Annotated in this window: 19 protein-coding genes; 8 read left to right on the forward strand and 11 right to left on the reverse strand. The window is 47.5% G+C overall.

The genetic code is table 11. The features are described from left to right. Positions 1–42: 42 nt before the first annotated feature. The 3 genes from B5P39_RS16455 to B5P39_RS16465 form a co-directional block, all read right to left on the reverse strand. Positions 43–876, reverse strand: coding sequence for a hypothetical protein (locus tag B5P39_RS16455; RefSeq protein ID WP_088212308.1), 834 nt, complete (start codon positions 874–876; stop codon positions 43–45). A gap of 9 nt (positions 877–885) precedes the next feature. Then, positions 886–2,154 (reverse strand): tyrosine-type recombinase/integrase, encoded by a 1,269-nt coding sequence (locus tag B5P39_RS16460; protein WP_041420584.1) that lies wholly within the window; start codon positions 2,152–2,154, stop codon positions 886–888. A gap of 201 nt (positions 2,155–2,355) precedes the next feature. Then, entirely contained in the window at positions 2,356–3,219 is an 864-nt protein-coding gene (locus tag B5P39_RS16465) for a YicC/YloC family endoribonuclease (RefSeq protein WP_088212309.1), read from the reverse strand. A gap of 213 nt (positions 3,220–3,432) precedes the next feature. On the opposite strand from B5P39_RS16465, the gene rph reads away from it, so the two are divergent. Together rph and pyrE are read left to right on the forward strand one after the other, a co-directional pair. Then, on the forward strand, positions 3,433–4,146 hold the full coding sequence (rph, locus tag B5P39_RS16470; RefSeq protein WP_011624329.1) for a ribonuclease PH: 714 nt from the start codon (positions 3,433–3,435) through the stop codon (positions 4,144–4,146). Between the two features lie 96 nt (positions 4,147–4,242). Then, entirely contained in the window at positions 4,243–4,890 is a 648-nt protein-coding gene (pyrE, locus tag B5P39_RS16475) for an orotate phosphoribosyltransferase (protein ID WP_011624328.1), read from the forward strand. 91 nt (positions 4,891–4,981) lie between these two features. Here the strand turns inward: pyrE and folE are convergent, their stop codons facing one another. The 5 genes from folE to coaBC form a co-directional block, all read right to left on the reverse strand. Beyond that, entirely contained in the window at positions 4,982–5,632 is a 651-nt protein-coding gene (gene folE / locus B5P39_RS16480) for a GTP cyclohydrolase I FolE (protein ID WP_011624327.1), read from the reverse strand. A gap of 548 nt (positions 5,633–6,180) precedes the next feature. Beyond that, positions 6,181–8,169: an alpha/beta hydrolase family protein gene (locus B5P39_RS16485; RefSeq protein WP_088212310.1), complete on the reverse strand. Its 1,989-nt coding sequence runs from the start codon at positions 8,167–8,169 to the stop codon at positions 6,181–6,183. A 135-nt stretch (positions 8,170–8,304) separates the two neighbouring features. Beyond that, positions 8,305–8,898 (reverse strand): nucleoid occlusion factor SlmA, encoded by a 594-nt coding sequence (slmA, locus tag B5P39_RS16490; RefSeq protein WP_011624325.1) that lies wholly within the window; start codon positions 8,896–8,898, stop codon positions 8,305–8,307. Positions 8,899–8,928: 30 nt separating this feature from the next. Then, positions 8,929–9,387 (reverse strand): dUTP diphosphatase, encoded by a 459-nt coding sequence (gene dut / locus B5P39_RS16495; protein ID WP_011624324.1) that lies wholly within the window; start codon positions 9,385–9,387, stop codon positions 8,929–8,931. Further along, on the reverse strand, positions 9,388–10,617 hold the full coding sequence (coaBC, locus tag B5P39_RS16500; RefSeq protein WP_088212311.1) for a bifunctional phosphopantothenoylcysteine decarboxylase/phosphopantothenate--cysteine ligase CoaBC: 1,230 nt from the start codon (positions 10,615–10,617) through the stop codon (positions 9,388–9,390). A gap of 121 nt (positions 10,618–10,738) precedes the next feature. Here coaBC and radC point away from each other — a divergent pair, with 121 nt between their 5' ends. The 5 genes from radC to B5P39_RS16525 all read left to right on the forward strand — a co-directional run bounded on the left by radC (position 10,739) and on the right by B5P39_RS16525 (position 14,219). Further along, on the forward strand, positions 10,739–11,416 hold the full coding sequence (gene radC, locus B5P39_RS16505) for a RadC family protein (RefSeq protein WP_011624904.1): 678 nt from the start codon (positions 10,739–10,741) through the stop codon (positions 11,414–11,416). Positions 11,417–11,538: 122 nt separating this feature from the next. Beyond that, entirely contained in the window at positions 11,539–11,775 is a 237-nt protein-coding gene (gene rpmB, locus B5P39_RS16510; RefSeq protein WP_006079870.1) for a 50S ribosomal protein L28, read from the forward strand. Between the two features lie 6 nt (positions 11,776–11,781). Continuing rightward, on the forward strand, positions 11,782–11,955 hold the full coding sequence (rpmG, locus tag B5P39_RS16515) for a 50S ribosomal protein L33 (protein ID WP_006079871.1): 174 nt from the start codon (positions 11,782–11,784) through the stop codon (positions 11,953–11,955). 322 nt (positions 11,956–12,277) lie between these two features. Continuing rightward, positions 12,278–13,597, forward strand: coding sequence for an amino-acid N-acetyltransferase (gene argA, locus B5P39_RS16520; protein WP_041412827.1), 1,320 nt, complete (start codon positions 12,278–12,280; stop codon positions 13,595–13,597). Between the two features lie 103 nt (positions 13,598–13,700). Then, positions 13,701–14,219, forward strand: coding sequence for a PH domain-containing protein (locus B5P39_RS16525; RefSeq protein ID WP_088212312.1), 519 nt, complete (start codon positions 13,701–13,703; stop codon positions 14,217–14,219). Positions 14,220–14,277: 58 nt separating this feature from the next. On the opposite strand, the gene rarD is transcribed toward B5P39_RS16525, so the two are convergent. Both rarD and B5P39_RS16535 read right to left on the reverse strand, forming a co-directional pair. Next, the gene (rarD, locus tag B5P39_RS16530; RefSeq protein WP_088212313.1) at positions 14,278–15,165 is read right to left on the reverse strand and encodes an EamA family transporter RarD; all 888 of its coding nucleotides are present in this window, start codon (positions 15,163–15,165) and stop codon (positions 14,278–14,280) included. Positions 15,166–15,380: 215 nt separating this feature from the next. Further along, positions 15,381–15,845, reverse strand: a complete 465-nt coding sequence (locus B5P39_RS16535; protein ID WP_011624318.1) for a thioesterase family protein — start codon at positions 15,843–15,845, stop codon at positions 15,381–15,383. A gap of 276 nt (positions 15,846–16,121) precedes the next feature. Here B5P39_RS16535 and recQ point away from each other — a divergent pair, with 276 nt between their 5' ends. Further along, entirely contained in the window at positions 16,122–17,945 is a 1,824-nt protein-coding gene (gene recQ / locus B5P39_RS16540; protein ID WP_088212314.1) for a DNA helicase RecQ, read from the forward strand. Here recQ and B5P39_RS16545 read toward each other — a convergent pair. Then, a complete protein-coding gene (locus B5P39_RS16545; RefSeq protein ID WP_088212315.1) occupies positions 17,927–19,705 on the reverse strand; it encodes a diguanylate cyclase domain-containing protein in 1,779 nt (592 codons plus the stop codon). The two genes, recQ and B5P39_RS16545, sit on opposite strands and share 19 nt — an antisense overlap. Between the last annotated feature and the right edge of the window lie 62 nt (positions 19,706–19,767).

Below are 19,767 nucleotides of genomic sequence, written 5' to 3' on the forward strand. Positions count from 1 at the left end.
CAGAAGTGTTTAAAATAAGGCTCAAGACATTGTTAATGTTGGCTATTTTATTTTTGATAAGATTTGTTTATCTGTGAAGGATCTTTTTAATTTTGCCTTGATTACGGCGAGACTCGGTTTGGGCGTTTTTAATCGATTGACTGGTTTTGTGATAGTTTTAATCCAGTTGTAGATTGTGTGTTGCTCTGGGTGACGGTCGCTAAATTTCAATAATGCAGAGATGCCCTTGTTTGCGCCTTTCGCCGAGAAGTCTCGAATAATCCAATATATGGCTTCAGCTACATTTTCTTTTGAGGCTGCAACACAATCAGGGTCAAGGTAAATACAGTTTGCCATTTCAATCACTAATTCTTTTAGGCAGATAGTTTTACTCGCTTTGCCTTGGCCGCCAGCTTGCGTTCTAGTGACATATGCTTCGAAACCTAAATCTGTGTATCTATCAGTCAGGGCTAAAGTGTCATTGCTACCTGCGTAATAGCCAATATAAACCGCCGTTTCGACGAGTCGATCTATTATTTTGTAATAGGGCTCACTTTCTGGAATTGAAGGTGAGGCGAGCTTTAATAGCGTCATACATTGAGTCATAAATACGTGTATGTTTTGCTGTACCAATTCAATTTGCGAGGATGAATGGTGGTTTTTGTGAACGTAAAGTTCGCTCCCAAGCCTCTGTAATTCATTTGTTCTGCGTTCAAGCAGTTTAATTAGCTCTATGCCACCAGCATTGCTGGCTTGAGTATCCGCCAGATTATCAGGATAGAAATCTTCGAGTTTGACCCCTAAAATCCTCAATTGGTCAGGCGCCATCTCTGGCAAAATCATATTTTTAAGGTCACAAATTCGAGCTTTTTTTACGTTTTTAGGCATAACGGCCATGTTTGTTACCTATTTCGCTGATTGTGGTTTGATGAATGAGATGACATTCGTTTGGTTGTTTATAATTGGGCTGATCAAGGCCGCTAGCTTATCTAACGCTTCTCGACGCTCTTCTAAATAATCATGGTGGTTATAAGTGCCTTCAATACCCTTAAGCTTGTGGTTCAAGCATCGCTCGGCAATATGAGGGGGAACCTTAAGGCTAGCGAGCAAAGTGCGGCAGGTACGGCGTAAGTCGTGAACGGTGAAATGCTCAACACCAGCCTTCCCGAGTAAATTTTCGAATGGCTGTTTATTGCTGTCATGTTTTTGACCAAACAGCTTGGCTAATGCATGGTTTAAAGTATCGTTTGCGATATATTCACGACGCTTACTGGCTTTACGTGCTGGGAATACATACTCAGAGCCACAAGCGATGATTTTTAATTCTTTTAGCCATTCAATGACAAATTCCGACAATGGAATCGTTATTCCTACGCCTGTTTTGCTGCGTTCTTTCGGCATACGCCAAACCTGTTGGTCGAAATCAAACTCACTCCATTTGGCTGCGATTAGCTCACCCTTCCTGACCCCTAGGCATAGTAAAAGGGCGACGGCAAGATAATTCTCATGACTAAAAATGGGTCTGCTATTTCTCAAAACGGGAAATGCTGCGGCGATTTCATTTAGGGATAACACCCTAGTACGGTTTTTCTCGAGTCCACCTGCATCGGCAGTGTTAAATGCGGCAGCAGGATTGCCTGAGGCGACATCAAGCTTACAAGCGTGGTTAAAAAGCTGCTTACAAAACAACAGTGTTTTATTCGCAACAGTAGGGCGATTACTTTTAACGACCTTATGAAGAATGGCCCTAATATCGCGGGCATTCACGTCGGTTACTTTTAATTGGCCTATGGCGGGTTTTATGTCTTTGGTATACATCCGCATCGGGATTTCTGGATGCTTTAAACGTGGGGCGGTGCATTGATACCAATCGTCAAAAAGATCATTTACGGTCTTAATGGTAATTTCTTGTTGCCGTTCCCGCTCGGCGAGAGGATCTATCCCTTGCTTGGCAAGCAGTTTAACTTTTGCGGCTTCGGCTTTAGCTTCGACTAAAGACATTGCAGGGTAAACGCCACCATTGGGTACCATTGAACGACGTTTGCCGTTAACGCTGTACCTGACTTCCCAATATGCGACGCCTTCAGTTTGGACTCTGATATAGAGCCCGTCCCCCACTGCTTTACGTCCAAGCTCTTTGCTTTTTAAAAAAGATTTAATTTGCTTGTCATTCATGTAGTTAAGTCAAAAATGGTGACTAAACTTTAAAATGGCCTATTTTTGGCCATTTTCAGTGGTTTCAAGCGATTTTAGTCACCACTTTAGTCCCACTTTTTCATAAATAATAGCAAACAATGGCGAACATGTAAAAACATAAAACCATGCAAGTGCATGGTTTTATAGTGGTTTTTAAGCAGTATTAAACCGCTAAAAACATCATTCGACGTTCTGGATCTGCTCGCGCATTTGTTCGATGAGCACTTTTAGCTCGACTGCGGCGGCGGTGATTTCGGTGCTGATGGATTTTGAGGCGAGGGTGTTAGATTCGCGGTTAAATTCCTGCATCATAAAATCTAAGCGACGGCCTTCGCTGCCGCCTTTTTTGAGGATGCGGCGCGCTTCGGTGACATGGGCTTCGAGTCTGTCCATCTCTTCGGCCACATCTTGTTTTTGCGCTAACAGGATCATCTCCTGCTCGATGCGGGCGGGATCGAGTTCACCTTTGATTTCCGCGAGGCGATTGGTGAGTTTATCGCGTTGATATTCCATCACTTTAGGCATGTGCTCGCGCACGATAGCAATTTGCTCTTCGACGCCTTCTAAACGGCTTAAAAGCATTTCTTTAATCGCGGCGCCTTCGCGGCCACGGGCTTCGATAAACTGGTCTATTGCTAAATCGAAAGCCGTTAATAACTCGGCGGCAATGGCATCCATATCTTGCTCTGAGCTTGAGAGCACACCTGGCCAGCGCAAAATGTCAGTCAGGCTCACTTCGCCTTGGCCGGCTTCTTGTTTTAACCAGCTGGCGGCGTCGAGCAACTGCTTGGCTAGCCCTTGGTTTAATTTGAGTTCGCTGTTGCTGTTGTCGGCTAACTCATAGCGTAAATTGACCTCGACTTTACCGCGGCTTAAGCGTTTACGCAGGCGGTCGCGCAGTACGGGCTCGAAGCTGCGGAATTGTTCTGGCAGACGTAAGTAAGTTTCGAGGTAACGCTGGTTGACTGAGCGAATTTCCCAAGAGGCGGTGCCCCATTGTGCTTTGTGCTCGATGCGAGCGTAGGCTGTCATGCTTTGGATCATGGGATTGTCCTGATGGTTGAATCGTCATATTGATAGGCGATTATAGAGTCAATGGCTTTAGGATTAAAGGCATACAATATACTGCTAGGGGTAAGCTAGCATTTAAAGATGGGGAGTTTGTCAGAGAATGGCCCTAGGCATGGCATCCTCAGGCACAAATCCCTATAATATGCAGCCAAAATCGGTCAATGACTCAGAATACAGGAATCTCGCATGCGTCCAAGTAACAGAACGCCAGCACAAACACGTCCCATCACTATCACTCGCCAGTTTACGGCCCATGCCGAAGGTTCTGTGTTAGTGGAGTTTGGCGAAACCAAAGTACTTTGTACCGCCAGTTTTACTGAGGGTGTGCCACGTTTCCTTAAAGGTCAGGGACAAGGCTGGGTGACGGCGGAATACGGTATGTTGCCACGTTCAACCCACAGCCGTATGGACCGTGAAGCGGCTCGCGGCAAGCAATCTGGCCGTACTCAAGAGATCCAGCGTCTGATTGGCCGTGCACTGCGTGCTTGCGTCGATATGAAAGCCCTTGGCGAAAACACTATCGTTATCGATTGCGATGTGATCCAAGCCGATGGCGGTACTCGCACTGCGTCTATCACTGGTGCCTGTGTAGCTTTAGTGGATGCGCTAAACTGGGCGCGCGGTAAGGGTATTATCAAGTCTAACCCACTGAAATTCCTAATTGCTGCGGTCAGCGTTGGTATCTACAACGGCGAAGCGATCAGCGATCTCGAATATGTGGAAGACAGCGCGGCTGAAACCGATATGAACGTAGTCATGACGGAAACCGGTAAGATTATTGAAATTCAAGGCACGGCCGAAGGTGAGCCGTTTAGCCATGAAGAATTGATTGAGCTACTCGGGTTGGCGAAGAACAGTATTCGTGAAATCGTCGATGTGCAGAAAGCCGCATTGAATTAATTGTTGTTGATAAGAAGCCCCGTTATGGGGCTTTTTATTAAATCAATATTGCTATAACCCAATAAAAATAGAACGTTAAAGTCGTAAGGAGAGATTGTGAAAGCCTATCAACGTGAGTTTATTGAATTTGCCCTAGAGCGTCAGGTACTGCGATTCGGTGAGTTTACCCTTAAATCGGGCCGTATCAGTCCTTATTTCTTTAATGCGGGTTTATTCAATACTGGACGGGACCTTGCGCGTTTAGGACGTTTTTACGCGGCGGCGTTAGTGGATTCAGGCATAGAGTATGATCTGTTGTTTGGCCCAGCTTATAAAGGTATTCCGATTGCGACCACGACAGCGGTGGCCTTGTGCGAACACCATGATATCGATATTCCCTACTGCTTTAACCGTAAAGAGAAAAAAGATCACGGTGAAGGCGGCAGCTTAGTCGGTAGCGAGCTTAAAGGTCGGGTGATGCTGGTGGACGATGTGATCACCGCAGGTACGGCAATTCGTGAGTCGATGGAAATCATCGAGGCCCATCAGGCGCAGCTGGCTGGCGTATTAATCGCGCTGGATAGACAAGAGAAGGGCAAGGGCGAACTGTCGGCCATCCAAGAGGTTGAGCGTGATTTTGGCTGCGGTATTGTGGCAATCATCAAACTGGCTGATCTGATCAGCTATCTGTCAGAAAAACCGGGTATGGAAGCGCAACTGGCGGCGGTAAGCCAGTACCGTGAGCAGTATGGTATCGAGGCCTAATAGGCTTAAGCCTGTGATCAACCGCTAAAACAAAAACGCTGCGATTCATCAATAATGGCAGCGTTTTTTATGTTCTGATTAAATCCAAACCTTATTTAGATTGATTTAAAAACTCGGCACGGGTGGCGGGGTTAGATTTAAAAATACCCCCTAAGGCGGTGGTCGTGGTGGAGCTGGTGGAGTCCATCACGCCGCGGGATTTGACGCAGTAATGCACCGCATCCATTTTCACGGCCACGTCTTTGGTTTCGAGCAGGGTTTGCAAGGCTACTAACACTTGCTGAGTTAAACGCTCTTGTACCTGTGGACGCTGGGAGAAGAAACGCACTATGCGGTTAATCTTTGATAAACCGATAATTTTCTTACGAGGAATATAAGCGATCGTCGCTGTGCCATCGATAGTGACTAAGTGATGCTCACAGGTACTGGTCAGGCTGATATCCTGCACGCGCACCATCTCATCGAAGCCCATTTTGTTATCAATGACAGTGATCTTCGGGAAGTTCTCATAGTCTAAGCCGGAGAAAATTTCGTCGACATACATTTTGGCGATGCGGCGTGGAGTATCGGCAAGACTGTCGTCGGAAAGATCCAGTGACATTAGCGTCAGGATTTCCTTCATATGGAATTCAATCTTGTCCTTACGCTCTTCAGGCGTAAACACATTGGGGAGCATGGGGGTTTCAAGTCCGCGTTCTTGTAGGGCGGCTTGTACTTTTACTGCTGCTTCACTTAATGCCATCTTATCCTCCACTACTGCAGTAGCGGCTATCACTGAAAACCTAGCACCCTAAACTGAGTTTGTACAATGGGTGAACTCAGGTACAAATCGACTCGTTCTTATCTGGGTAAGAACAAGGTGGGGGAGAATAGCGCGAATTGCGGATAATTCATACCAAAAAACGCTCACGCTGAAGATGAAAAAGCCGATAGTCCTTATCGATTATTGGCTCCTTGAGGCGCTAAAACATCATTATCTTGATGAAGATAATAGGGCGTGTTGACGTTTTAGGGTTATTTTTGCAGCAATTTGGCGGGTTTTTATGCAAGGCAAAGTCCGTGCTGTGTAGTTATTCTACATAAACGGACGATAACGCGGCAGAAAAGCCAGCCAAATGCTGCCCGAAGGGTTCGTCTGGCAAGCCCTTGCTCTTACTTTCTGTCATAAGAGCCGCTCGTCATTTGAGTAGAATAACGACACATCATTCCTCGTTTCGCGAGCACGTGCTTGCCAGAACGAACAAAATTTAATCTCGAAACGTCAACACGCCCTAGTTATTTTAGTGAGTACTAAAGTTTTAAGTTGGTTTTTAAGAAGCTCAGCATCTGATCGTAATACTTGGCTCTGTGGTTATCGTCATAAAAACCGTGGCCTTCGTTATCCATCACCAGTTTTTGATAGGGATAATTATGGGCTTTGAGGGCTTTTTCGAGTGATTCGAGTTGTGTTATCGGGGTTCGTTCATCGTCACCGCCATGAACCAGTAACAAGTTTGCCTTAAGCTTGTTGACGTTATAGCTTGGAGACATCGCTTTAAGTGTTTCCAAGTTGTTGCCTAGTACATTGTTTTGATAGCTGCTTCCGGAAGATGAATCCGCAACGTCACTATCATCTGTCCAGAGAGGGAGATCGTAGACCCCTGCCATACCCACTGCGCATTTAAACATATCGGGGGCTAATACTGCGCTTTGTAGTGCGCTATAGCCGCCAAAACTGGCTCCTGCAATACACACCCGCTCCTTATCGGCAAAGCCTTGATCAATCACATATTGAGTTGCATCGATAATATCGTGCTGAATATCCGAGCCCCACTTTTGATAGCCTGCTTGCTCGAAACGCTCGCCATAACCACCTGAGCCACGGAAGTTAACCTGTAAAACCGCCATACCATTTTGAGCAAGTAGTTGGTTTTGTGGGTCAAAACCCCACCAGTCACGAATGCCATGGGGACCACCATGGGGATTCACGACCAAGGGTAAATTTTTGGCTTCTTTGCCGAAGGGTAAGGTTAAGTAGCCATGGATTTTCTGGCCATCACGGTTGGTGAAACTAATAGGTTTAACCTCCGCCATTTTTTCGGGGTCGAGCCATTTGCGGGCCGCAGTTAGATACTCTAGCTTGAGCTTTTTCGTATCAAACAAATAGTAATCACCGGGATTGCGATCGTTAAATGCAATCACCACTAATTGTTCGCCATTACGGGTTTCGCTGACGATCTGCACCTGATGCCCCGGCAAGGCCGCGAGTAAATCCTTAAGCAGTTTGGCATGGTTATCGTTGTTATCGACAAAGGCATAACTGGGGTAGCCATTTTCAAACTCAACGGCATACAGCTGCTTATTGGTGCCGTTGATCCAGAAGTTGCTCGGATCGACCGCTTCATCTTGAATAATCTCAGCCTTCTCGCCCGTTTCGAGATTGATGCGATATACGCCTAAGGTTTCGTTACCCACTCGGCCTGCGGCGTAAATACTATTTTTATTATCGGCGAAGGAGATAGGCTTGAAATCGCTTAAGCCAAGGTTGAGTTTGTCGGTGTTTACCCATTCGCCATCTTTGCGGTAAAAGACTTTAGTGATGTTTTTGCCATCTTCCCCAGCCACAAAGCGGACTTCACCCTCATGGTCTGTCATAAAGCGAGCTTGGCCAATGGGAGAACCTGTAATGCGCTTACGCGTGCCGTTAAATAGGTCTACGCGGTAGACATCCTGCAGCAATTCAAAGTTTAAGTTCGATTCATTATTCCAAGGAATCGCATTGACCAGCATATAACGCTCGTCATCAGGCAGAGGGTCGAGAATAAAGGCGGTGGCGCGCATTGGGGTGTTTTTCTTGATATTCGAGCCAGTTTGTTGCTCGCCGCTGTTATAGCCGAATAGGTACGCCTTGCGAGAACCATCGGCGTTGACCGCCATTAATTCACCGTAGTATTGGGGCACATCGGTCCAGCCCTTAAGGTATTCTTTTGCCAGTACAATGCGCTCGCTATTGGCCCATTCATAGGTGCCTACCTGCGCGTTGCTCGGGAAGCGAATTGCATTAAGCATTTTTTTGGTTTTAGCATCGAGTACTAAAAGTACATTCTTGCCTTCGACACTGGTGATTGCACTTAAGTATTTGCCGGTAGGCGAGATCTTGACGTTAGAGTACTCGTTACCGCGACTGAATAATTGGGATTGTGACAGGGCATTTGTCGCCGAGGTTTCGGCCGCGAATGTACTGAAAGACATAATAGGCAAGCAAATTACGGCCAATGCAGCAAATGGCAAAGATTTCATCTGACATCCTTGTAATATTATTGTGTTTTTTGTTTTGAAAATGTTTACTTGAGATTAAAACAAAAGAAATACCGATACAAGGCGTGGGGGATAAAAGAAAGGACGGTGATTACCGTCCTTTGTATTGAAAAATCATTAGCTTTGTAACAGCTGATGCTGAATAAAGCGCCACTGTTCATCGAAGTGCTGCGTTGGTTTGAGTTTAAACTCGCTGCGCACAAATTGGGCGATTCGCCCTTCGGCGAAGGCTAACAGCAAATTAGCTAAAATAGCCTCATCTAAATTAAAGCCTTTCCCTTCACGTAGGGTTTTTTCCCGCAGAATTTGCTTGAGTTGGGTTTCAATTTTGGCAAATAGGGTGCTGATACGACTGCGTAGACGCTCGTTTTCACCTAAGAGTGCATCGCCATTGAGTACCCGAGAGATCCCAGGGTTGCGCTCGGCGAAAATCAACAGCAGTTGTAGCACTAATTGGCAACGTCTCATGGTGTCTTTTTCATCGTCCATGATGATGTTGATGCGGGAGAGTAGTGACTCTTCAATAAACTCAATTAACCCTTCAAACATCCGCGCCTTACTCGGAAAGTGGCGATAGAGTGCCGCTTCCGATACACCGACCTCAGAGGCGAGTTTAGCGGTGGTAATACGTTGTCCTGGGCTGGTTTCTAGCATTTGCGCTAGGCATTGCAGTATGTGTTCACGACGATTAATTTTTGGGCTTACAGCCATTGCAGTATCCTTGCTCAATATCGATGCTGGTTATTTAGTGCCAGAATGGCCAAATCCACCTTCACCACGATCTGAGCTGTCGAACTCATCAACGAGTTTGAATTGTGCTTGTACCACTGGAACAAACACGAGTTGTGCGAGACGATCACCAATTTCTAAAGTGAATGGGGTATCGCTGCGGTTCCAGCAAGAAACCATCAAGGGACCTTGATAATCTGAATCGATAAGCCCAACCAGATTGCCGAGTACGATACCGTGCTTATGGCCAAGGCCTGAACGGGGCAGGATCACGGCGGCAAGGCCTGGGTCTGCCACGTGGATGGCGATGCCCGTAGGGATTAACTGAGTCTCACCTGGGGCTATCGTCATTGTGGTATCTATCATGGCGCGAAGATCCATTCCCGCGCTGCCAGGCGTGGCATAGGCGGGCAGAGGGAATTCAGAACCAATACGGGAATCGAGGATCTTTAATTCAATCGGTGTTTTCATTTATTTTGTTTTTTCTTTCACTATCAACGAAAGTAATTGCCGAGCCAACGTGAGTTTATCGGTAGCAGGCAAATCTTGACTACCCTGCGGCCAGAATACACGCAGGGCATTGGCATCGGCATTAAAGCCAAGGCCAGCAACGGATACATCGTTTGCGGCGATCATATTCAAGTTTTTGCGTTTGAGTTTATCGCGGGCGTAGGTTTCTACATCATGGGTTTCGGCGGCAAATCCCACCACAAAAGGACGGTTTGCCAAGCTTGCGACCGTCGCTAAGATATCAGGATTCCTCACCAGCGCAAGTTGCATTTCTTCGGCGGACTTTTTGATCTTACAGTCCGCAATATCGCTGACGCGATAGTCGGCAACCGCCGCGCAGCCAATGAAAATATCTTTTTTATCAACATTATCCATCACAGCGTCGAGCATGTTTTGCGCGGATTCGACATTGATTCGCGTCACCCCCTCAGGGGTTGCTAAATTTACTGGACCTGAGACCAAGGTCACAGCGGCGCCCATGTCGGCGGCGGCTTTTGCTAAGGCGAATCCCATCTTGCCTGAGCTGTGATTAGAGATATAACGCACCGGATCGATGGCTTCGCGGGTTGGTCCTGCGGTAATGAGCACCGACTGGCCCGCTAGCGGCTGAGTTTCCTGTTCAGCATAGACATCTTTTGTTGCAAAAAAGCGACTGGCTAATTCTGCGATTTCTAACGGTTCGAGCATACGACCAGGGCCTACTTCGCCACAGGCTTGGCTGCCGCTGGCGGGGCCCCACAGGGTATAACCTCGGCCTTGTAAACTCGCTAAATTGGCTTGGGTGGCTGCATTGCGATACATCTGCTGATTCATCGCGGGACACAGGGCTATCGGCGCTTCGGTCGCAAGACAAGTGGTGGTGATAAGCTCATCCGCCATGCCCGCATTGATACGGGCCAGTAAATTCGCGGTGGCGGGGGCGATAATCACTAAATCCGCCCAGCGCGCGAGCTCGATATGACCCATTGCCGCTTCGGCAGCGGGATCGAGTAAACTTGATGCCACGGGATGGCCTGATAAGGCTTGCAGAGTGAGAGGGGTAATAAATTCCATGGCGCTCTGGCTCATCACCACTCGCACATCAAAGCCGCGTTCTTTTAAGCGGCGCACTAAATCCGCACTTTTGTAGGCCGCTATGCCGCCACCAATACCCAGTAGGACGTTTTTCGTTATCAGGCTCACAGACATCATCCGAGATTGAAATAATGTCGCCAACCATACCACAAAGCGACTAATTGGCGTGACTGTCCCAGTTCAAAAAAACTCGTCCATACTTGTCTAAAGTGAAAATTCGCGCTGACAAGGAGGTCGTATGGCGATTAAGGATTGGCCCGAGGGCGAAGGCCCGCGGGATAAATTATTAGTAAAAGGCGCCGCCCATCTCTCGGATGCAGAATTACTGGCTGTTTTACTGCGAAATGGGCTGAGCGGATTGAATGCGGTCGACCTTGCACGCTCACTCATTCATGAATTTGGTGGATTAAGAAGCTTACTTTGCGCACCAAAGCATCAGGTGTGTCGACTTCCGGGCGTGGGACCTGTAAAATACGCCCAGCTTCAAGCCGCGGCTGAATTAGCGAGGCGTGTGGCACAAGAAAACCTGCAGAGAGGTCAGGTTTTGACAAATCCCGATTTAACTCGGGATTATTTAATGAGACAATTAGCTGACCGCTCCTATGAAGTGTTCGCAATTTTGCTGCTGGATAGCCAGCATAGAGTGATTCAATTCGTCGAATTATTCCGCGGAACAATAGATTCAGCTTCGGTGTATCCACGTGAAGTGGTGAGCCTAGTGCTGGAGAAAAAGGCTGCTGCCGTCATAGTGTGTCACAATCATCCGTCTGGTATTGCCGAGCCCAGTCAGGCTGACAGACGAATAACTGAGCGATTAAAAAATGCGTTAGCAACCATAGACGTATCCTTACTGGACCATATGGTTGTTGGTGATCGAGAGATAGTTTCCTTCGCGGAACGAGGCTGGATTAATTAATCTAACGCTTGATCTTACCTCTATGATCGTGTATAAAATGCGCCCTCTTTGTGCCTCGGGCGACGGCCATACGAGGTACATTAATGCTCGAGCGTTAAAATTGTTTTTTGGAGAAGACTGACATGTCAAGAGTATGCCAAGTTACTGGCAAGAAGCCGATGGTTGGTAACAACCGTTCGCACGCAAAAAACGCGACCCGTCGTCGTTTTTTACCTAACCTGCAAAACCACCGTTTCTGGTTAGAAGAAGAAAAACGTTTCGTACAGTTACGTGTATCTACTAAAGGTATCCGTCTGATCGATAAGAAAGGTATTGAAGTTGTTGTTGCTGAACTTCGTGCCCGTGGCGAGAAGGTGTAATAGATCATGGCTAAAGCTAAAGGTAATCGTGAGAAGATCAAATTAGTTTCTACAGCTAAAACTGGTCACTTCTACACAACTGAAAAAAACAAGCGTAACATGCCAGAAAAAATGGAAATCAAAAAATTTGATCCAGTTATTCGTCAGCACGTTATCTACAAAGAAGCAAAAATCAAGTAATCCTTGTTTAGTGTTTCGAGAAAAGCCCCTTATCTAAGGGGCTTTTTTTTGGTCTTTTTTGGCTTCTCGTCATCAAGTTGAGATAAATCTGTCCCATACTTGGCCAGTGCAGCTAAATGATATCGAGTTAAAAAAATGTGATCATTCATCAAAAATGCAATTTTTTGAAAATATAAGCATTTTATTGTATTAAAACTGCATTTTAATGAGAATAAATTCTTTATTGGTGAATTAAAATGCAATACTATACGCGTGTTTTAGTCATTCACTCCTGGTGTGTCATGTTGGCATTGCCAGCTCAAATATGAGGTGTAAACAACGCGTGCGTACCACTGAACTGGTTGATGGATTTCGTCATTCTGCCCCTTACGTCAATGCCCATAGAGGGAAAACCTTTGTGGTGATGTTGGGTGGCGAGGCTTTAGCACAAAATCAATTTCGCGGCATTTTGAATGACGTGGCCCTGTTGCACAGTTTAGGCATTAAAGTGGTGTTGGTGTATGGCGCGAGGCCGCAAATCGATGCGGCGTTGGCAGCCAATGGGATTGAACCCGCCTACCACGAAGGTGTACGTATCACCGATGAAGACTCGCTTAAAGTGATCAAGCAGGTCGCGGGCGCATTGCAGTTTGATATCACCGCGCGTTTATCGATGAGCCTCAGTAATACGCCGATGCAAGGCGCGCAAATCAACTTAGTCAGCGGTAACTTTGTGATTGCCCAGCCTCTAGGGGTCGATAACGGCGTGGATTTTTGTTTAAGCGGCAAAGTGCGCCGTATCGATACTCAAGGGCTTAAGCGTCAGCTCGATAACCACTGTATTGTGTTGATGGGGCCGATTGCTGCATCGGTCACTGGCGAGAGTTTTAACCTCACCGCCGAAGAGATTGCCACTCAAGTCGCGATCAAGCTGAAGGCCGACAAGATGATTGGCTTTAGTTCGCAAAACGGCATCCTCGATCGCAATGGCGATGTGATTGCCGAATTAATGCCAAATGACGCGCAAAACATTCTGACTAAGCTTGCTGAGCAAGGTTCGGCCTGTGTGGGTACTATGGCTTTTCTCAAGGCGAGTATTGATGCGTGCCGCAATGGTGTGCCCCGTTGTCATTTGGTCAGTTATCTCGATGACGGTGCTTTGCTGCAGGAGTTGTTTTCCCGTGAGGGCATAGGTACGCAAATCGTAACAGAAAGCGCTGAGCGTCTGCGCCGCGCATCGATTAGCGATATTGGCGGCGTACTAAACTTAATTCGCCCCTTGGAAGAACAAGGCATTTTGGTGCGCCGCAGTCGTGAGCAGCTTGAGATTGAGATCGAGCAGTTTATGTTGATTGAGCGTGATGGCTTAGTCATTGGCTGTGCGGCCCTGTATCCCTTCGAGGAGGATAACGCCGGGGAGTTTGCCTGTTTGGTGGTGCACCCAGATTATCGCGATGCAGATAGGGGCAGTTTGCTGCTGAAAAACATCATAGGTCAGGCGCGTAGCCGCGGTTATTCCCGTTTGTTTGCCTTGACTACCCGCAGCATTCACTGGTTCTTAGAGCATGGCTTTGTGATTGAAGATGTGGAAGCCTTACCGCAGAAGAAAAAGCAGCTGTATAACTACCAGCGCCGCTCTAAAATTCTCGCCCTCGATCTGTAAGCTTTGCACGCTTGATAAGATGCCAGCCTAGCGCTGGCATTTTTATTGACATAATATGTCTTTGTTGGCAGATTAAGCTTTTCTACCTTAAGGACTGCCCACCATGGTGACTCAGTTTTTCTCCCTCGCGCCTCTGACTCAAACCTCCATTTTAAGCTTTATTATCTTGTTGTTAGGTTTGGCTGGCGTACTGTGGATGTTGTGGGTTAAACCTATGCCGAAAGTGGCGAAATCGGCGAGCTTAGGCATCTTGTTAGTGATGATTGGCGGATTTTCTTGGGTGTTTTATCAATCCCATAATGCTGAAATCGCATTAACCGACACCGAGCTAAAACTCGATATTCCCTTCTATAAAGTGCAGTTAGTACGCTCAGAGCTGCTGGTCGAACAGGCGCGCATTATCGATTTGAAGCAGGAGGCGGATTTAGCACCTAGCTTTAAAACCAATGGTATCGGTATGCCAGGATTTCAACTCGGCTGGTTTAATCTAAAAGGGAAGGGTAAGGCATTTGTGGCTGTGACGGATAAATCCGAACTAGTGCTAGTGCCAACGACGCGAGGCTACAATCTGCTTTTGTCTGTGCCCGAGGGCGAAAGGTTTATTACCCAGCTACAAAAATAGCTGTTAAGTACATGCTCACTTAACCACTATTTTTGCAACTGTCGGCTGCGGCGTGATGTTATTGCGCCGTTTTGCGTTTATAGGCCATATCGAATGTGAACACCAACAGGGCGCTCCAGATAAAGCCAAAGGTGATGCTCTTCTCGGCATCGAAGGGTTCATTGAATAAGGTTACCGCGAGGATAAACATAATACTCGGGCCGATATATTGGAAAAAGCCGAGCATAGACAATGGAATACGTACCGCTGCACCGGCAAAACACAATAGTGGAATCGTGGTAACAATCCCCGCTGCCATCAACAACAAATTAAGGTGCCAATCGTTGGTGAGCATATTCGCTGTGGCGCTATCTAAAGTCGCGACCAGATAAACCAATGCGACCGGTAGCAGAATGGCGGTTTCGACTAACAGACCCGATTTAGCATCCACATTGACCTTTTTACGCAGCAGCGCATACACCCCGAAGGTGCCCGCTAAGGCGAGGGAGACAATGGGAATAGAACCGAATGAAATCAACTGAATAAGCACGCCTGCACTCGCCAGCGCGACGGCAAACCATTGCAACTTACGTAATCTTTCACCCAAAAACAGCATGCCGAGCAGCACATTCAGTAGGGGGTTAATAAAGTAACCTAAGCTGGCATCGAGCATATGATCGTTATTCACGGCCCAGATAAAAATCAACCAGTTGGCGGCAATCAGCAGGGATGTGATGGTGAGCACGAATAACTGCTTTGGTTGTTTAAACAGTTGACGCAGCTTTCCAAAGCCACCGATAAACAGCATGATGATCACCATAAACACAAATGACCAGATCACCCTATGCAGTAAAATTTCGGTCGCCGAAACATGGTGGAGTAGTTTGAAATATAAGGGCGCAAATCCCCACATACAGTAAGCACTGACGGCAAGTAGGATCCCTTTGCGGTATTCAGTATCAGGCATGAGACATCTTCGAAGGACAACAGGACGGCGATTGTAGGAGGCTATGGGAATTGACTCAAGGTGTGTGCGCCAGCCTTTTTCGTTACAGGATGTCTCTAATAACCAGTGCTCTGCAAAAATTAGAGGGAAACACCTGAATAATCAAGGTGTTTCCCTTTAGGTTATCGATGTTGAATACGGTAAAAAAATTCTAAAAAACGATGTGTGACAACGGACTAGCCAACCATATAGGTCCCAGTGCCGAAGGCGATATGGGTTCCTTGCTCGTTGTGAAGCTCCATGCGGCATACCGAGACGCGATTGCCGGCACGGATCACGCTGCCCGTGCCTGTGAAAACCTGTCCACGCCCGGGGCGCAGGTAATCGACGCGCATATCGATAGTGCCTAAGGTTTGCAACCGTTGTTGTAACTCCTCCACAGTCCAATCATCACGACTAGCGACGAGCCCTGCAAAGGCGGTGAGCCCTCCGACCACATCGAGCACTGTAGCCGTGACCCCACCGTGGAGAATTTGTTGGTGAATATTGCCAATGAGTTCTGGCTTCATATTAATCACCACTTCGACGCCATCGATGTCGTAGCGTTTGATATCTAGACCCAATAAATTATGAAACGGTACGTGCTGATCAAACACTTCGGCAACACGTTTGAGTACTTCGGCTTGAATTGGGTTTGTCATGCTGTTCGTCCTTGTAGGCTGTAGGGCTTCTTAGAATAGGGTCGAAGCACGCGCAATGGCGTTCGACTTAGAGTAATTAATCTACAGCCAAGCCTATGCTTAATGCAACTTAAGCCGCTGTGTGGGTAAATCGTTTTAGGTGTTGTGATAAGCCGTGGAAGTAGGCTAAGCCTATCCCATAGTTGTTCGCGCGGGGGCTGTTTGGGCAAGATGGCGCAAGACAGGAGCGATTCTGTCCTTTAGAATAGGCGCCCTTACTTTTTAGCTAGAAGATCCATGGAAACTCAGTTACTCGACATACATGATGATCCGCTGTCGCAACGCCTAGCGCAGGTGTTTGGCTACCGTGACTTTAGGGACGGTCAGCGCGAGGTTATCGAACGTGTATGCAGTGGTGAGGACTGCCTTGTGATCATGCCCACTGGCGGCGGTAAGAGTCTGTGTTACCAACTGCCCGCACTGCTGATGCCAGGCATCACCATCGTAGTATCACCGCTGATTTCATTGATGAAAGATCAGGTCGACAGCCTGTTGCAGACGGGTGTCAATGCCGCCTATTTAAACTCCTCGCAGCCGCGGGAGCAGAGTGTAGAGGTGCTGAGGCAGCTGCATCGAGGCGAGCTAAAACTGCTATATGTGTCTCCTGAGCGGTTACTTACTGGCGATTTTATCGAGCGTATGCGCTCCCTGCCGCTATCCATGTTTGCCATCGATGAGGCGCACTGCATCAGTCAATGGGGACACGATTTTCGTCCTGAATATGCCGCCCTTGGCCAGTTAAAGCAGCTCTTTCCCCATGTGCCCATGATGGCGCTCACCGCCACAGCGGATCAGGCGACGCGGCAAAATATTTGCGAGCGCCTAGGGATTAATCCATTTAGGTTACTATCGAGTTTCGATCGGCCCAATATCCGCTATACGGTTGCCGAAAAACTCAATGCCGCGAATCAATTACGACAGTTTTTACTGCAACAAAATGGCAGTAGCGGCATAGTCTATTGCAGCAGTCGTCGCCGTGTGGATGAGGTGGCAAAAAGACTCACACTACAAGGGTTTCATGCTAAGGCATACCATGCGGGTATGACGCCACAAGAGCGCGGTGAAGTACAAGATAGCTTCCTTAAAGATCAAATTGATATCGTGGTTGCCACCGTGGCCTTTGGCATGGGGATTAACAAATCTAACGTGCGCTTTGTGGTGCATTACGATATCCCTAAAAGCATCGAAGCCTATTATCAAGAAACTGGCCGAGCGGGGCGTGATGGACTCGAGGCCGAAGCCTTTATGTTGTTTGATCCTGCCGATATTGGGCGAGTGCGCCATCTTATCGAGCAGTCGGAGCCAGGGCCGCAGCAGCAGGTGGATTTCCATAAGCTCAATACCATGGCTGCATTTGCAGAGGCACAAACCTGTCGTCGCCAAGTGTTGCTGCATTACTTCGATGAGAGCGCGTTAGAGCCCTGCGGCAACTGCGATATTTGTCTCGACCCGCCTAAACGTTATAACGGCACCGAGGATGCGCAGAAGGTGCTATCTTGCATCTATCGGCTTGGGCAGCGCTTTGGTATCAACCACTTGATTGAAGTCTTGCGTGGCTCCAAGGGTGCTGCGATTGTTGATAGAGGGCACGATAAGCTCAGCACTTGGGGCATAGGCAAAGACAAAAGCCATGAATATTGGTTGAGTGTTATCCGTCAGCTCATCCATTTGGGGCTTGCGAGCCAAGATATTACGCGGGGCTCGTCCATCACCTTAAACCCTTCGGCAAGGCCGATCCTTAAGGGCGAGGTGGCGCTAATGTTGGCGGAGCCACGCATTCAACTGACCAACATTAAGCGCAAAGTCACTCAATCGCGGGCACCGCTGAATTACGACCGCAAACTGTTTGCGAGGCTAAAAGCCCTACGTCGTACTATTGCTGAAGAACAGGATGTGCCGCCCTATCTGGTGTTTAACGATGCGACCCTAGCGGAAATGGCGGCCATGATGCCCACCAGTCCCGGTGAAATGCTGGCGGTAAACGGCGTTGGTGAGCGCAAACTCAGCCGATTTGGCGACGATTTCCTCGATGAAATTGCCGCCTATTTAGCGGGAGAGTAATCGCTTTGTGGGTCGCTCCCCTTGAGTTTACCTAATTGATTGATGCTCGCGCGCTTAACCAAAGAATCCAAAGTATCAAACTGTTGCATCACAGCAACGCCAATATTCACCTTGCTTGTTCCTTGTAAGGTTTGGATGGTGGGGGTGATTTGACCGACGACTTTCTGCGCGCCCACGGCAGAGGTATAGGGCAGCACTATGACTATCTCATCTATCGAATAGCGTAATAGTTTGTCCTGCTCACGTAGCTTGTCTTGTAACTTATCCATTAGCGCGGGCAGATCGACTTGGCGAATTTGGCTGGCATTGAGCAGCAACAGCGACAATGGATAATCGCCTTGCTTAGCGCTGTGAAGTGTCAACTCGAGTAGTTGTTGTGGTGGCAGATTTTGGCTGTCTGATTCAGCTGATGGTGCACGATTATTTTGTTTATCAATGAAATACCAAATGGCACCGCCCAAGAAGGCCATGGCGACTAAAAATAACGTGCTATAGGCCCAATCGATATTGAGCTCTTTGAGTACCGAAGTGTGAGTTGGCTGATTCTCTTTGCTCGCCAGTTGTAGTCCTTGCTGATTTAATCTGGCCTTAAATTGCAGGATACGGGTGTTATTCATCGACTCGTTAGCAAGCTCTGTGGCATCGAAACGTTTTTGCAAATACTCGTAGGCAAGTTTGTAGTTGTCGTGGGTTTGATAATAATCACTCAAAATGCCATAAAACCATTTTAGATCAGAATATTGCTTCAATGACTCGCCCTGTTCTATGGCGGAGTTCATAAGGGCTAACGCCGCTTCATCTCTATGTTGAGCAAACCGGATCTGTGCCAATAAACGGGTCGAGCGCATCATAGCTGCCCGTTGGTTTTGCAGCTTAAAAGTGTTCATGGCAATAGAGATGTATTCTTCGGCAGTGTCCATTCGCCCCTTATCGAGGGCAATTGAAGCCAAAATGGCATAGCTATAGGCCAGCTCTAAGGGAGAGCCGATTTCGGGTAACAATGCTTTTGCCTGTTTCTCCAGTCGGTCGCTGTATTCTCTGTCTTGATTATCCAATGCAATACGCGATGCGTTTCGTAGTAAAACATGTCGCACTTTACCCTTGGCATCGACACTGTTGAGTGCCAGATTGGCGTAATACATGGCTTGGGGTAAATCATGGGTTGCATAGAGTAAATTCCCCATAGCAGCATAGACATAGGCCTGCGGCGGCCACACCCAATTTTGTGTCTGGGTATGAATATCGGGATAGATGTCGATAGCGATGCGTAAATCTTCGATGGCGGAGGAAAAGTTATCCGTGTTGGTATCCAGTTGCCCCCTTAACCGCAGTGCATCGATTAAGGCTTGAGGTTGCTGATAGCGTCTCGCGAGGGTAATCGCGGAATCGAGCAAAGGTAAGGCATCTTGGACATTATCATAATTGAGATAGGCATCGGCCTGACAATTCAAAAAGTAGGGACGTGCCTGATCGAGTTTTAGCTGTTTGGCACTGGCCTCGCCCATCTGAGCAAGGTTGATTGCCGCTTCATTTTCCCCTAATTGCAACAAGTTCTGGCACTTGAGCATACTTAGGCGAAGCCTATCAATATCACTAGAGTTATCAGCGGTTTGTTGTTTTTCTAGTGTGCTAATTTGCGTCAAAGCCTTGGTCGGATACTGATAAATCAGTTCTGCAAGTGCATCGAGTTGGTCGTTAGCACTGACCCCAAAAGGGAATAGCCATAACCACAGGCTAAGCGCTAAGACGCGAAAATCCATTTTTTGCTCCATACCATGCATTAATTCTAATATCCGTAACCGCGGGCGAGGATTATAACGTG

Source organism: Shewanella sp. Shew256, from assembly GCF_002196695.1.
GTDB classification, from domain to species: Bacteria; Pseudomonadota; Gammaproteobacteria; order Enterobacterales; family Shewanellaceae; genus Shewanella; species Shewanella mangrovisoli.